At 67.0% G+C, this 13816-nt stretch carries 14 protein-coding genes; 12 read left to right on the forward strand and 2 right to left on the reverse strand.

What is annotated here, in order from left to right; translation table 11 throughout:
- The first annotated feature begins 32 nt into the window (after positions 1-32).
- The 9 genes from BEMPMBAN_RS06760 to BEMPMBAN_RS06800 all read left to right on the forward strand — a co-directional run bounded on the left by BEMPMBAN_RS06760 (position 33) and on the right by BEMPMBAN_RS06800 (position 7838).
- The gene (locus tag BEMPMBAN_RS06760) at positions 33-791 is read left to right on the forward strand and encodes a DUF2182 domain-containing protein (protein WP_234897331.1); all 759 of its coding nucleotides are present in this window, start codon (positions 33-35) and stop codon (positions 789-791) included.
- 13 nt (positions 792-804) lie between these two features.
- On the forward strand, positions 805-1431 hold the full coding sequence (locus BEMPMBAN_RS06765) for a DUF1326 domain-containing protein (protein WP_159229591.1): 627 nt from the start codon (positions 805-807) through the stop codon (positions 1429-1431).
- A gap of 150 nt (positions 1432-1581) precedes the next feature.
- Positions 1582-2229 carry an ABC transporter permease gene (locus BEMPMBAN_RS06770; protein WP_159229592.1) on the forward strand — a complete coding sequence of 216 codons (648 nt, stop codon included), beginning with the start codon at positions 1582-1584 and terminating at the stop codon, positions 2227-2229.
- Entirely contained in the window at positions 2222-3418 is a 1197-nt protein-coding gene (locus BEMPMBAN_RS06775; protein ID WP_159229593.1) for an ABC transporter ATP-binding protein, read from the forward strand. The genes BEMPMBAN_RS06770 and BEMPMBAN_RS06775 overlap by 8 nt, the downstream gene beginning before the upstream one ends.
- The gene (locus BEMPMBAN_RS06780; protein WP_200845900.1) at positions 3415-4203 is read left to right on the forward strand and encodes an ABC transporter permease; all 789 of its coding nucleotides are present in this window, start codon (positions 3415-3417) and stop codon (positions 4201-4203) included. Before BEMPMBAN_RS06775 ends, BEMPMBAN_RS06780 begins: the two co-directional genes overlap by 4 nt.
- A complete protein-coding gene (locus BEMPMBAN_RS06785; protein WP_159229594.1) occupies positions 4203-5177 on the forward strand; it encodes a glycine betaine ABC transporter substrate-binding protein in 975 nt (324 codons plus the stop codon). The genes BEMPMBAN_RS06780 and BEMPMBAN_RS06785 overlap by 1 nt, the downstream gene beginning before the upstream one ends.
- Before the next feature lie 124 nt (positions 5178-5301).
- On the forward strand, positions 5302-6177 hold the full coding sequence (locus BEMPMBAN_RS06790; RefSeq protein ID WP_159229595.1) for an LLM class F420-dependent oxidoreductase: 876 nt from the start codon (positions 5302-5304) through the stop codon (positions 6175-6177).
- Between the two features lie 118 nt (positions 6178-6295).
- Entirely contained in the window at positions 6296-6946 is a 651-nt protein-coding gene (locus tag BEMPMBAN_RS06795; protein WP_159229596.1) for an MBL fold metallo-hydrolase, read from the forward strand.
- Between the two features lie 16 nt (positions 6947-6962).
- On the forward strand, positions 6963-7838 hold the full coding sequence (locus tag BEMPMBAN_RS06800) for an LLM class F420-dependent oxidoreductase (RefSeq protein ID WP_159229597.1): 876 nt from the start codon (positions 6963-6965) through the stop codon (positions 7836-7838).
- Here BEMPMBAN_RS06800 and BEMPMBAN_RS06805 read toward each other — a convergent pair.
- A complete protein-coding gene (locus tag BEMPMBAN_RS06805) occupies positions 7835-8827 on the reverse strand; it encodes a phosphotransferase enzyme family protein (RefSeq protein WP_159229598.1) in 993 nt (330 codons plus the stop codon). The two genes, BEMPMBAN_RS06800 and BEMPMBAN_RS06805, sit on opposite strands and share 4 nt — an antisense overlap.
- Positions 8828-8874: 47 nt before the next feature.
- Between BEMPMBAN_RS06805 and BEMPMBAN_RS06810 the strand changes: the two genes are divergently transcribed.
- From BEMPMBAN_RS06810 to BEMPMBAN_RS06820, 3 genes are all read left to right on the forward strand, one after another.
- Positions 8875-10185 (forward strand): aspartate aminotransferase family protein, encoded by a 1311-nt coding sequence (locus tag BEMPMBAN_RS06810; RefSeq protein ID WP_159229599.1) that lies wholly within the window; start codon positions 8875-8877, stop codon positions 10183-10185.
- Positions 10182-11066: a tRNA glutamyl-Q(34) synthetase GluQRS gene (gene gluQRS / locus BEMPMBAN_RS06815; RefSeq protein WP_159229600.1), complete on the forward strand. Its 885-nt coding sequence runs from the start codon at positions 10182-10184 to the stop codon at positions 11064-11066. Before BEMPMBAN_RS06810 ends, gluQRS begins: the two co-directional genes overlap by 4 nt.
- Positions 11067-11187: 121 nt before the next feature.
- Entirely contained in the window at positions 11188-12549 is a 1362-nt protein-coding gene (locus tag BEMPMBAN_RS06820) for a flavin monoamine oxidase family protein (RefSeq protein ID WP_159229601.1), read from the forward strand.
- Positions 12550-12555: 6 nt separating this feature from the next.
- Here the strand turns inward: BEMPMBAN_RS06820 and BEMPMBAN_RS06825 are convergent, their stop codons facing one another.
- Complete coding sequence (locus tag BEMPMBAN_RS06825; RefSeq protein WP_159229602.1) at positions 12556-13794, reverse strand: cytochrome P450; 1239 nt, start codon at positions 13792-13794, stop codon at positions 12556-12558.
- Between the last annotated feature and the right edge of the window lie 22 nt (positions 13795-13816).

The following is a 13816-nucleotide window of genomic DNA, read 5'->3' on the forward strand; positions in this document are numbered from 1 at the left end:
ATACTGGTTGAGGCACCAACGGCGGGACCATCGTGAAACTGGGCGAACAACGTAAGTCGGGTCGGACCGACGTCTGGATGCCGGTGGCGCTGCTGACCCTGGCGGCCGTCGGCTGGTGGTGGTCGGTGGTCAGCGCCGGCGACATGGACACGGGCGGCATGTCCATGCAGCCAATGCCGACGATGTCGTTGGCGGCATTCCTGGTGGCTTGGGTGGCGATGATGGCGGCGATGATGTTTCCCGCCGTCGTCCCCGTTGTCCGGCTCTACGCCCGCGCGGCCGCCAACGACCAGGTGGCGCCCGTTGGGATCTTCGTCACGGGGTACATCGCGCTGTGGGCTGTCGTGGGCATTCCCGCGTACTTCGCATGGCGACGCTTGGAAGCGCCCCTGATGCAGGGCAGTCCCTGGGTGGGGAGAGTCGCCGGCACGGTGGCGATCGTCGCCGGCCTGTATCAGCTCACGCCGCTGAAGGCGGTGTGCCTGCGGCACTGTCGATCGCCGATGTCGTTCTTCCTGCGACACGGAAAGCATCTCGACCGTCCAGCACGGGCACTAGCAGCCGGAGCCCATCACGGCCTGTTCTGCGTCGGTTGCTGCTGGATGTTGATGGCTGTGCTAATCGCCTTCGGCACAATGCAATTGGCGTGGATGCTGGTTCTCGCGGTTCTCATCGTGCTGGAGAAGATCGCGCCGTTCGGTGAGCAGCTCGCGCGAGTATCCGGGGCAGCCCTTCTTGTGCTGGGGGTGGTACTGCTGGCGCAACCCACGTTGGTAACCCGTCTCATCTAGCTGGAGGGTGAAAATGACAACAACAGAACAACGCACGCGGTGGCAGCTGAAGGGGCGTGGATATGAGTTCTGCAACTGCGCGCCCGGGTGCGGGTGCAATTTCCACGGCTTTCCGACCTCGCCGGACGGCAGCTGCAAGGCGATGGTCGGCAACCACATCCTGGAGGGAAAATGCGGCGATGTCGACCTCTCTGGGGTCAAAGCGATCGCAGTGATCGACTGGCCGAAAGCCATTCACGAGGGAAATGGCAGGGCAGTGTTCATCGTCGAGCCGGATACCACCGACGACCAGATCGCAAGCCTCTCCCAGATCTATACCGGGCAGCTCGGTGGTGACCCGTGGGGAATTCTCGGCACGACCTTCGAGGTCGTCGGTCTTGCCAAGGCCCCGATCAGCTTCGAGGGCAACGGACTGCAGACCACGATGACGGCCGAGGGCTACGGCCGCGCCACCGGTGACACCTTCAAGAACCCGGTGACCGGCGAGCCCCACCAGGCTCAGATCGTGCTGCCCGACGGCTTCATCTGGACCAAGGGTGACTGTGGGATCGGGACTTTCCAGGTCGAGGCCGAGGGCCTCCGACTCGGATTCACGGACACGAACTGGATCCTGTACGACTTCGATTGGTCCAACAACTGACCGCGCACCGCGCCGTTCACAGGCGCCGCAACGTATACGTTTCGCTGGGAGTGGGTACGGACCGTCGATGCAGCAGGAGTTGACGGACCTTTGCCGGCGAGATGAATTCGCTGCACCGCGCTGCAACCGTCCACTAGCGTCTGAAGACTGATGGGCTTCTTCGACTTCGTTCTCGACCGCTGGGCGGTCCTGTCGTTTCTGGCCTACCAGCACATGAGCCTCGTGGTGCAGACACTGCTGGCGGCGACAGTGTTGGCCCTGCTCGTCGGGGTCGCGATCTACCGCTCCCCGTGGGGCTCCACCGCGGGAAACACGATCACCGCGGTAGGTCTGACGATCCCGTCGTACGCCCTGCTCGGCGTCCTTGTCGGAATCGTCGGCATCGGGGTCCTGCCGTCGGTCATCATGCTGGTGTTCTTCGGTTTCTTCCCGATCTTGCGCAACGTCGTCGTCGGCCTCAACGGGGTGGACAAGACACTGGTCGAATCCGCCCGCGGCATGGGCATGAACCGGCTCACCACGCTCGTCCGGCTGGAACTGCCGCTGGCCTGGCCGGTGATCATGACCGGTGTTCGGGTGTCGGCACAGATGCTGATGGGCATCGCCGCGATCGCGGCGTTCGCGCTCGGCCCAGGCCTGGGCGGTTACATCTTCTCCGGCATCTCCAGGACCGGCGGGGCCAACGCCACCAACTCCATCGTCGCCGGCACCGTCGGCATCCTGATCCTCGCGGTACTCCTCGACACCGTACTCAACGTCCTCACCCGACTCACCACCCCAAGGGGGATCCGTGTCTGACTCGGCAACGAAGGAGTCTTCCTCCGCCGCTCCCCGCTCGGCCGGCGGCGCCCGGATCCTGCTGGACGGCGTGACCAAGCTGTACCCCGGACAATCGGTTCCCGCCGTGGACAACGTCACGCTGGAGATTCCGGCCGGTGAGATCGTGATGCTGGTCGGGCCGTCAGGATGCGGCAAGACCACCACGATGAAGATGATCAACCGGCTCATCGAACCGACATCCGGTCGCATCCTGATCGGCGACGACGACGTGACACATCGCAACCCCGACGAGCTGCGACGCCACATCGGCTACGTCATCCAGGGTGCCGGGCTGTTCCCTCACCTGACGGTCGGCGACAACATCGCCATCGTTCCTCGACTGCTCAAGTGGGACAAGAAGCGCACCGCCGAGCGGGTGGACGAGTTGCTCGACCTGGTCAGCCTCGAGCCCGGCAAGTACCGGGACCGCTATCCGCGGGAGCTGTCCGGTGGCCAGCAGCAACGGATCGGCGTCGCGCGTGCGCTCGCCGCCGACCCGCCGGTGCTGCTGATGGACGAACCGTTCGGCGCGGTCGACCCGATCACCCGGCAGCGGCTGCAGGACGAATTGCTGCGGCTGCAGGACGAATTGCGCAAGACCATCGTGTTCGTCACCCACGACTTCGACGAGGCGGTCAAGCTCGGCGACCGCATCGCGATCCTGCAGGTCGGTTCGAAGATCGTGCAGTACGACACCCCTGAACAGATCCTCGCCCACCCCGCCGACGACTTCGTCAGCGATTTCGTCGGCCATGGTGCGGCGCTCAAGCAACTCACGCTCACCCGGGTGCGCGACGTGGAACTCCACGAAGCCGCGGTCGCGCACGTCGGCGATGATCCGGCGGCGGCGGTCAAGGCCGCCCGGGACCGCGACCGTGAGCATGTCATCGTGCTCGACGCCCACGAGCGGCCGCAGCGGTGGTTGTCGATCACCGAACTGCAGCAACCGAATTCGCTCTCGCAGGTGACCCTCGACGAGAACCTGGAGTCCGTCAGCCTCGCGTCCACGCTCAACGATGCTCTCGACGAGATGCTGACCTCGTCGCACGGCGTCGTCGTCGTCACCGGACGTCGCAACACCTATCAGGGCGTGATCCGGATCGAGACGCTCATGGGAGCCATGGCCGGCCTGCAGAGCGCCGCCCGATCCGCGGAGTCCCTGCCGTGACAGCAGCCGTCCCGGCGCTGGACACCGGGAGTCAATCCGGTCCGCAGACGCCCGGGGGCAGACGTCGCGGTCTTGGCCGCTGGGTGGTTCAGCCACTGGCGTGTGTCCTGGCAGTGGTGGGTTCGCTGGTGTACGTCAACGTCGCCGACGTCTCCGATTCCGAGCAGCGGTCTCTGGGGATCCCGAACCTGCTGACGCTACTGCGCGAGCACATGACGATCAGCCTCGCGGCGACGGTGCTGACGTGCGTGATCGCCATACCGATCGGCATCATGCTGACCCGCGGCCCGATGCGTCGCTACTCCAAGCCGGTCATCACCGTCGCAGGGTTCGGCCAGGCCGCACCCGCCATCGGCTTGATCGCGCTGGGCGCGGTCCTCTTCGGCATCGGACAGGTGGGTGCCATCGTCGCGCTCACGGTGTACGGCGCGATGCCGATCATCGCCAACACAGTGACCGGCCTCGACGGTGTCGACTCACGGCTCGTCGAAGCCGCCCGTGGCATGGGGATGTCGTCGTTCGCCACCCTTGTCCGCGTGGAACTGCCGTTGGCCCTCGCCGTGATCGTGGCCGGGGTGCGGACCGCTCTGGTGCTCATCGTCGGCACCGCAGCCCTGGCGTCGTTCACCGGCGGCGGCGGGTTGGGGCAGCTGATCACCACGGGAATCAAGCTGCAGCAGAACGTGACCCTGGTGGTCGGGGCCATCCTCGTCGCCGCGCTGGCACTGTTCATCGACTGGCTGGCCCGTGTCGTCGAGATCATCGCCGCCCCCAAGGGACTCTGATGCGCAACACCGCTCCCCCCGCCGGCTGGACCAGGATCGTCTGCGCCATCGCGTGTCTGGTGCTGGTCTCCGGATGCGGGTTGCGTTCGGCCAGCGGTGCGGTGCTGGCGGCCGACCCGGGGACCATCCAGCATTATGAGTCACTCGAAGGTGTGCCGATCACCGTCGCGGCCAAGGATTTCACCGAGCAACTGATCCTGGGCAACATGCTGTCAACCATCCTGAGCACCGCCGGAGCCGACGTCACCAACCTGACCAACACGCCGGGCAGCTTTGGGGTGCGCCAGGCCATGCTCAACGGCGATGCCGACATCTCACCGGAGTACACCGGCACCGGCTGGATCAACTATCTGGGCAACGAGGAGCCCATCAAGGACGAGATCGCCCAGTGGCAGGCGGTCAACGAGGCGGATCAGGCCAACGGGCTGACCTGGCTTGCGCCGGCGCCGATGAACAACACCTACGCGTTCGCGATTCGCGAAGACGCCGCCGAGCGTCTGGGGGTCACCAAGCTCTCCGACCTGACCGCGCTGGACAGATCGGAGCTGACCTTCTGCGTGGAGAGCGAATTCGCCAGCCGCAACGACGGTTTCATACCGATGCTGCAGACATACGGGCTCACCCGCGAGGACCTCGGTGGCGTCACGACCCTCGACACCGGCGTCATCTACACCGCGACCGCCGACGGGGTTTGCAACTTCGGCGAGGTGTTCACCACCGACGGGCGCATCCCCGCGCTGAACCTGCGAGTTCTCGAGGACGACAAGACGTTCTTCCCGCTCTACAACCTCACCGAGGTCGTCGACTCCGAACTGCTCGCCGCGCATCCCGAGCTGATCGAGATCTTCGGCCAACTCAACCCCAAACTCACCAACGAGACCATGCTCGAACTGAACGCAAAGGTCGACAACGACGGTGACGATCCGGCGCTGGTGGCTCGCGACTGGCTGCTCGAGCAGGGCCTGGTGACCTAGGGACCAAGCACCGCTTGACGTCGACAATCGTCGCGGGTGCAGCCTGCCTTTTGGCGGCCCTGGGCCCAGTGCCTAAGTTGCTGCCAAAGCGGAATGCCTCGACGACCTACGGGTTGTACCCAGCATGGACCTCGGAATCAGCGTGCCCATCCTCGACATCGACGGTGGCACCACTGCCATCGGACCTGAGCTCGCCAGAGTGGGCGGGGCCGCCGAGGAGGCGGGCGCCACCTCCCTGTGGTTCATGGACCACTTTTTCCAGATCGAGCCGACCGGGCTGCCCGCCGAGGCCAACATGCTGGACGGGTACACGCTGCTGGGTTACCTGGCCGGGCACACGTCGAAAATCGACCTCGGGCTCCTCGTCACCGGGGTCACCTATCGCCACCCCGGCCTGCTCGCCAAGATCGTCACGACGGTGGACGTGCTGTCCGGCGGCCGGGCTGTGCTCGGCATCGGCGCAGCTTGGTTCGAGCGGGAGCATCTGGGCCTCGGCGTGCCGTATCCGCTGATCGCCGAACGGTTCGAACGCCTCGAAGAGGCCGTGCAGATCTGCGCCCAGATGTGGGATCCGGACAACAACGGCGCGTTCGTAGGCAAGCACTATCACCTGCAGGAGACGCTGTGTAATCCGCAGCCGATCAGCCGGCCGAAGGTACTGATCGGCGGCGGTGGCGAGCGCAAGACGCTGCGGCTGGTTGCCCAGTACGGCGATGCGTGCAACCTGTTCGGCACTTCTCCCGACGAGGTGGCCCACAAGCTGCGGGTGCTGCGGGGGCACTGCGATGACGTGGCACGCGACTACGACACCATTCGCAAGACCATCATGATCAACGACCTCAGCCCGGGACCCGAGACGCGCGACGATTTTGTCCGCATCATGGGCGAATACGCGAAGCTCGGCATCGATGACGTCATCGTCTTTCCGCCCACCGGCTCGCCGGCGAAGTGGATCAACAGCATCGCCCCGGCGGTGAAGCAGCTCGCCGAGATCGGCTGAGGGCTCCCTCTCGCGAGCAGACACAAACTCGCACGGTTTCAGCCGAATCCATGCGAGTTTGTGTCTGCTCACGACAAGCCCTTGACCTGAACATTTGTTGAGGTTGCAGCCTGGGTACATGCACAAAGTACTCAGCGATCTCCATGAAACCCAGACAGATTCCCCGTTCCCGGGTCTGACCACCCACGCCTATCTGTGGACCGGACCCAACGTCCTGTTCTACTCGATGGCCACCGACGCCGAGTTCGGCGAACTCGAGAAGCTCGGCGGCGTCGCCGATCAGTACCTGTCTCACCGCGACGAAGCCGGGCCGATGCTCAAAACGATTGCCCGACACTTCGGTTCGGCACTACACGCACCCGAGGCGGAACTGCCGCAAATCGCCGAACACTCCCGTGTCGACATTCCACTGAGCGGCCGGCACACAGACGGCAACGGTGTCGAGGTCATCCCGACACCGGGACATTCGCCGGGCAGCACCAGCTACCTGATCCGCGGCGCCGAAGGAAGGTACCTGTTCACCGGCGACACCCTGATCCGCAACCGCGAGGGCGACTGGTGGGCCGGCTACATCGAGGGCATCAGCGACGCGCAGGCGATGGCGCAAAGCTTGCGTGTCCTCGCCGATCTGGAACCCGACGTGGTGATATCGAGCGCCTTCCAGGGTGATTCAGCGGTGCATCGCATCGAGGCGGGACTTTGGCGGGATCACGTCGCACATGCGCTCGACGGACTTCTTGAGTCCACGGGGAATTCCCGCCACCGCTGACCTCTTGTGTCCAGTCATGGACCTTGGATTTCACATACCCATTTTCGACATCGACGGCGGGACCACCGCGATCGCCGGTGAGTTGGCCGAGGTCGGGGCTGCCGCCGAGGCCGCAGGCGCGACCTGGTTGTCCTTCATGGACCACTTCTTCCAGATCGAGCCGACCGGGCGACCGGCCGAGGCGAACATGCTCGAGGGTTACACCACCCTCGGCTACCTGGCCGCCCACACCTCCTCGGTCACCCTCGGCCTGCTCGTCACCGGCGTCACCTACCGCCATCCGGGGCTGCTCGCCAAGATCGTGACCACGCTCGACGTGCTCTCGGGAGGGCGCGCGGCACTCGGCATCGGCGCCGCGTGGTTCGAGCGCGAGCACCGTGGTCTCGGGGTTCCGTTCCCGACGCTGTCCGAGCGGTTCGAGCGGCTCGAGGAGGCCTTGCAGATCTGCGCCCAGATGTGGAACCCGGACGACAACGGCCCGTTCGTGGGCAAGCACTACCAGCTCGAGGAGACGCTGTGCTCCCCACAGCCGATCAACAAGCCGTCGGTGATGATCGGCGGGGGCGGGGAACGCAAGACGCTGCGGCTGGTCGCCCAGTACGGCGACGCGTGCAACCTGTTCGCGACGTCTCCCGAGGAAGTCGCCCACAAACTCGACGTGCTGCGCCGGCACTGTGACGACGCCGACCGCGACTACGACAGCATCCGCAAGACCGTGATGGTCCACGCACCTGATTCTGAACACGTGAACCCCGACGAGTTCGTCAACTCGATGGCCGATTACGCACGGCTCGGGGTGCACACCACCATCGTGACGCCGACGACCGGTGCCCCGGCAGCGTGGATCGACGCGATGTCCCCGGCGGTCCCCAAGCTCGCAGAGCTCGGCTAGACGTACCGCATCCACCCCGGGTCGGTGAGGTAACGCTCGGCCAGGTCCACCGTTCCCGGTGCGAAACCGTCGGTGAAGGCGATCGCCGCGTCGGCATCGGCATGGGACGCCACCCATGCGGTCAGCATCAGCCGCCGCAGCATCACGAACGTCGGGATCATGTCGAGGTGGCCGCCGGGGAGGGGCCGCACCTCGCGGTAGCCGCGCAGCCAGCCGGCGATCATGCGTTCGGCCTCCGGCGTGTGCTCGATGAACGACACCACCGCGCCGAGGTCGGCCAGGTACCAGGACCAGCCGCAGTCGTCGAAGTCGATGACGGTGATGCCGCCCCGCCCACCCGGGTTGATCATCAGGTTGGCCATCCGCAGGTCGGCGTGGATCAGCCCGAACCGGTCGGACTCCTGTCCGAATTCCGCCAGCGCCGTCGCCACCTGCGCCGCCGCCCGCTCGACGGCAGCCGCCCCGTCAGAGGTCAGACCGGGGGCCTCGCGCCAGTTGCCCCACCGGGCAGCCGGCCCCAGAGTTGCCTCCACATCCCACCGGAACCGGCTGAAATACTCCGGCATGGACCAGCTCTGGACGTGCGAGTGCATGTGGGCGCAGAGTCGGCCCAACTCGTCGAACCCGACCGCCTCCGGGCGCTCCTCGGCGGTACAGCCCTCGATGAACGTCACCGCGTCGACGTGCAGCATGTGCTCCCCGACGAGCGCGGCCACCACGTCTCGGCCGTCGCGGGCCGGGATCAACTCCGGCGTGGCGACCGGCGTCTGGGTGCGCAGCGCGGTCATCCAGCTGAGCTCGGACCGGATCCCATCCAGCGAGTGGTACCCGGGCCGGTGCACCCGCAACACCATCGGCTCGTCGCCGGTCACCAGGTACGTGGCGTTCTCGGAGAGGCTGAGCAGGCACAACTCCGAATCCGGGTCCCGGCCGTAGGCGGGCAACGCGGCGCGCGCGTAGCGCTGGTGATCAGGCGGCAGTCCGGACATCCCGACAATTCTGACGGAGGCCCCCCGATGCAGCAGACTGAGGTGCGATGAGTTTCTCGAACATCATGGATTCCAACAGTTACCGGGGGCAGCCGCCCGCCGGCAACACCGAGCCGCTGATCGTCGCGCGGGAACGACTGCTCGGCCCGGCGAACCGGTTGTTCTACGAGCGGCCGGTGCACATCGTGCGTGGCCGGGGGGTGCGTCTGTACGACGCCGACGGCCTCGAGTACCTCGACGCCTACAACAACGTCGTCAGCGTCGGGCACTGTGAGCCCCGCGTCGTCGACGCCGTCACCCGCCAGATGTCCACCCTCAACACCCACACCCGCTACCTGCACCAAGGGATCCTCGACTACTCCGAGCGGCTGCTCGCCGGCATGCCCGACGCCGTCGACCAGGTGATGTACGCATGCACCGGCTCCGAGGCCAACGACCTGGCGTTGCGGGTCGCGAACATGTACACCGGCTCCACCGGCGTCATCATCACCACCGACGCCTACCACGGGAACACCGCAGCGGTCACCGCGATCTCGCCGTCGCTGGGGGGTGCGGGGACCCTCGGCGCCAACGTCCGGGCCGTGCCGCCGCCGGACAGCTACCGGGTGCCCGCCGACGAGCTCGCCGAGCGCTTCGCCGCCGACGTGTCCCGGGCAGCCGAGGACCTGATCGCGGCGGGGCACGGGGTGAGCTGCCTGGTCCTCGACACGATCTTCTCCTCCGACGGCGTGTACGCCACCCCGAATGTGCTGGGTCCGGCCGTCGACGCGGTGCGCCGGTTCGGCGGCGTGTTCATCGCCGATGAGGTGCAGCCCGGCTTCGTTCGGACCGGCGAGGCGATGTGGGGCTTCGACCGGCATCGGGTGGTGCCCGACCTCGTCACCATGGGCAAGCCGATGGGCAACGGGATGCCCGTCGCCGCGATGGCCGGCCGCTCCGAGGTGATCGCGCCATTCGCGACGGGGGTGGCCTATTTCAACACCTTCGCCGGCAACCCGGTGTCGATGGCCGCAGCCACCGCAGTGCTCGACGTCATCGACGACGACGGGCTGCTCGACAACGCCCGCGAGGTCGGAGCGGTGCTGCGCGGCGAGCTGGCCGGCATCGGCGACCCCCGCCTCGGGGATGTTCGCGGGGCGGGGCTCTACATCGGTGTGGAGATCGTCAGCGACCCGCGCGCCAGGACTCCTGACCGCGCCGAGGCGATCAGTCTGGTCAACGCACTGCGGGAACGACGGGTGCTGATCTCGGTGTGCGGCACGCAGGGCCACGTCCTCAAGATCCGGCCGCCGCTGGTGTTCTCCCAGAACGACGTGGACTGGTTCTGCTCGGCATTCGCCGACGCGCTGGCACGGTGACACCCCCACCCGGCGCGGGCAGGTTCGCGCCGAGCCCGTCTGCCGATCTGCACATCGGAAACCTGCGCACCGCCGTGCTCGCCTGGTTGTTCGCCCGGTCCACCGGTCGTCGGTTCCTGATGCGCGTCGAGGATCTCGACGACCGCACCCACGCCGAGATCGCCGAGCGGCAACTGGCCGACCTGGCCGCACTCGGTCTCACCTGGGACGGACCCGCCACCCGCCAGACCGACCATCCGCACCGCTACGCCGCCGTCGTCGACTCGCTGGACCGGCGCGGGCTGCTGTTCGAGTGTTATTGCACCCGAAGGGATATCGCGCAGGCACCACGCGCGCCCCACGCCCCCGAGGGGGCCTACCCGGGAACCTGCCGGAATCTCACCGACGCCGAGCGACGGGCCCGTAGACACCAGACCGGACGCCCCCCGGCCCTGCGGCTGCGCACCGACACGGCCGAGTTCACCGTGCACGACCTGCTGCACGGCGACTACACCGGCGCGGTCGACGACTTCGTGATCCGGCGCGGGGACGGGGTGCCCGCCTACAACCTGGCGGTCGTCGTCGACGACGCCGCCTCCGGGGTCGACCAGGTGGTCCGCGGGGACGATCTGCTGACGTCCGCACCGCGGCAGGCATATCTCGCGCGGTTGCTCGGCCATCCCGTGCCCGGGTACGCCCATGTGCCGCTGGTGCTCAACGCCGCCGGTACACGGCTGGCCAAGCGCGACGGTGCGGTGACCCTCGCCGAGATCGGCGTGCCGAAGGCAGTCCACCAGATAGGCGAGTCGCTGGGCTACACCTCGCCGACGGTCGACGGCATGCTCGCCGAGTTCGATCCGCAGCGGTTACCCCGCGGTCCGTGGGTATACCGCCCCGGATGAGCAGAACCCGTGGGTCAACGGCCGCCGGTTGTTACCGTCCGCCGATGGGCTATCCACGACGAGGCCTTGTTGCGGTGCTGGCGCTGTTCGCCGTACTGCTGAGCGTGGAAAGGTGTCCACCATGGCACGTGATGAAGCGGACGTCATCGTCGTCGGCGCCGGCCTCTCGGGGCTGATCGCCGCCCGAACGCTACTCGATGCCGGCCTGACCCCGCTGCTCGTGGAGGCCGACGAGCGGGTCGGCGGGCGCATCCTCACCGAGGAGGTGCTGCCCGGCCTGCCGGTCGAACTGGGCGCGCAGTGGATCGGCGACACCCATCACCGGATGTTCGCCCTGGCCGCCGAACTCGGCGTCGAGACCTACCCGCAGTACGACTCGGGTGAGACGTCCTATGATCTTGTCGGCTCAGGAACGTTGCGGGAGCGCGAGTTCCACGAGCAGTTCGCCGATGAGCTGGCCGACCTGGAAAAGGTGTTGCGGCGGCTCGACGAGTTGGCCGCCGAGGTTCCCGTCGAAGCTCCCTGGCTGGCTCCGAAAGCCGCCGAGTGGGACATCCTGACCGCCGCGGATTGGTATGACCGCCAGGGTCTGTCACCGGTCGCGCGCACGCTGTTGGAAATCTGCACCGTCGGAATCCTCGCGGTGCCGACCGTCGAGGTGTCGTTCCTGCACCTGCTGTTCACGATCCAGACGTGCGGCGTCACCTCCGAACTGTTCGCCGAATCAGAGGGTGGCGCACAGACCACCCGGTTCGTCGGCGGCACCGCCGAGATACCCAAACGGCTCGCCGCGCTCGTCGCCGACCAGATCGTGCTCAACAGCCCGGTTCAGCTGATCGAGCACACCGCCGACAACGTCACGGTGCACTGCCGCGGTGGGCTGGTGGCCCGCGGCCGCAGGGTCATTGTCGCGATCTCGCCGACGCTGGCCGGACGCATCATGTACGACCCACCATTGTCCGGGGTGCGCGATCAGCTCACGCAGCGGCTTCCGAACGGCTCGGCGATGAAGGCGTTTTTCGTCTACGACGAACCGTTCTGGCGTGCCGACGGACTCAACGGCCAGCTCATCTCGGACGTCGGCCCGGCCCGGATGTCCAATGACACCTGCATCCCCGGCGACGACCACGGCGTCATCCTGCTGTTCCTCGAGGGCGAGCAGGCCCGCACCTACGGGCGGTTGCCGCAGGAGGACCGGCGGGCGGCGTTGACGGCTGAGCTGGTGCGCCATTTCGGCAGCCGGGCAACAGATCCCGAGTTCTACATCGATGGCGAATGGTCCGAACGGCAGTGGACCCGCGGCTGCTACAACGCCAACCACGGCCCGCACGTGTGGACCACCTACGGCCACGCGTTGTCGGCGCCGATCGGTGCGATCCACTGGGCCTCCACCGACACCGCCACCTTCTGGAGCGCCTACATGGAGGGCGCGGTCGAGGCAGGCGAGCGGGCTGCCCACGCCGTCATCGACGAACTGAGGTAGGGCCCGTCACCGGGACCCCGCACCACGACCGAGGGTGATCGGCAACGTCGACATGCCCCGGAGTGTGACGTTCTGCTTGTACTCCGGCTCGGCGGCCAGCGCGGCGTTCGGGAAGCGTCCCGTCAGCGCCGACAGGGCGACCGTGGCCTCCAGTCGCGCGAGCGGCGCGCCGAGGCAGAAGTGCGGTCCCTTGCCGAATCCGAGGTGGCGGATCGTGGGGCGGTCCGGGTCGAACCGGTCCGGGCGTTCACCGTTGCTCGGGTCGCGGTGGGCAGCGGCCAACAACAGCAACATGTTGTCGCCCTTGGGAATTGCCAGTTCCCCGATCACCATGTCCTCTGCCGCGATCCGGCCGATCAACTGCACCGGTGGGTCGTAGCGCAGCGTCTCCTCGATGACGGCGCCGACCCTGGACGGGTCGTCGGCCAGCGCCTCCCATTGCGCCGGATCACGCAGCAGCGCCAGGATCGCGTTGGCGATCAGGTTCACCGTCGTCTCGTGCCCGGCGATCAGCAGCAGATTGCACGTCGCGACGATCTCCTCCTCGGTGAGCTGATCACCGGACTCCTCCACCTGGATCAGTCCGGACATCAGGTCGTCACCGGGGTCGCGCCGGCGCTGCCCGATCAGGTCGCGCAGGTAGTCGCGCAGCCACAACCCGGCCTGCATCCGCTCCTCGAAGCCACCGTCGGCCTCACCCGTCACAGTGACGAACGGATCCAGTGACTGCGCGAGCAGCGCCGACGCCGCGCTGAACTCCGATTCGTCTGCCAGCGGCACGCCCAACAGGCGACAGATCACCGCGACGGGAAGCGGGTACGCCAGGCCGGTGATCGCGTCGAAGAGGTCCGATGCCCCGTCGAGCAGCGAGTCCACCAGACCGGTGATCTCGGGTTCCAGCGCCTTGACCACCTTGGGGACGAACGCCTTGCTCACCAACCGGCGCAACCGGGTGTGGTCGGGCGGGTCGAGGAACAGAAACCCCGGCGGGCCGAACGGCCGGGGCGCGGCACCGTCCGCGACCATCCGCTGCGCAACGGTGGACTTCATCCGGTCGCTCGCCGAGGCCGGATGCCGCAGCACTTCGTCGCAGTCGGCGAAACTCGAGAACACCGCCAGGTTGTTCTGCGGCAACAGCAGCGGACCCTGTTCGCGGATCCGGCGGTAGTGCGGGTACGGGTCGGCGCGATGGGCCGGATCGAGCAGCTGCACGAGCAGCGACTGCGGTTCTGCGGCAGCGGTCATCTTCTTATTGTGCACATGTTCA

Source organism: Mycolicibacterium austroafricanum, assembly GCF_902705885.1.
Lineage (GTDB): Bacteria > Actinomycetota > Actinomycetes > Mycobacteriales > Mycobacteriaceae > Mycobacterium > Mycobacterium vanbaalenii_A.

What these genes read in the sequence shown, in the direction of transcription:
- BEMPMBAN_RS06765 (WP_159229591.1), top strand. Translation starts at nt 805, where the DNA reads ATGACAACAACAGAACAACGCACGCGGTGGCAGCTGAAGGGGCGTGGA.
- BEMPMBAN_RS06770 (WP_159229592.1), top strand. Translation starts at nt 1,582, where the DNA reads ATGGGCTTCTTCGACTTCGTTCTCGACCGCTGGGCGGTCCTGTCGTTT.
- BEMPMBAN_RS06785 (WP_159229594.1), top strand. Translation starts at nt 4,203, where the DNA reads ATGCGCAACACCGCTCCCCCCGCCGGCTGGACCAGGATCGTCTGCGCC.
- BEMPMBAN_RS06790 (WP_159229595.1), top strand. Translation starts at nt 5,302, where the DNA reads ATGGACCTCGGAATCAGCGTGCCCATCCTCGACATCGACGGTGGCACC.
- BEMPMBAN_RS06795 (WP_159229596.1), top strand. Translation starts at nt 6,296, where the DNA reads ATGCACAAAGTACTCAGCGATCTCCATGAAACCCAGACAGATTCCCCG.
- BEMPMBAN_RS06800 (WP_159229597.1), top strand. Translation starts at nt 6,963, where the DNA reads ATGGACCTTGGATTTCACATACCCATTTTCGACATCGACGGCGGGACC.
- BEMPMBAN_RS06805 (WP_159229598.1), bottom strand. Translation starts at nt 8,827, where the DNA reads ATGTCCGGACTGCCGCCTGATCACCAGCGCTACGCGCGCGCCGCGTTG.
- BEMPMBAN_RS06810 (WP_159229599.1), top strand. Translation starts at nt 8,875, where the DNA reads ATGAGTTTCTCGAACATCATGGATTCCAACAGTTACCGGGGGCAGCCG.
- BEMPMBAN_RS06820 (WP_159229601.1), top strand. Translation starts at nt 11,188, where the DNA reads ATGGCACGTGATGAAGCGGACGTCATCGTCGTCGGCGCCGGCCTCTCG.
- BEMPMBAN_RS06825 (WP_159229602.1), bottom strand. Translation starts at nt 13,794, where the DNA reads ATGACCGCTGCCGCAGAACCGCAGTCGCTGCTCGTGCAGCTGCTCGAT.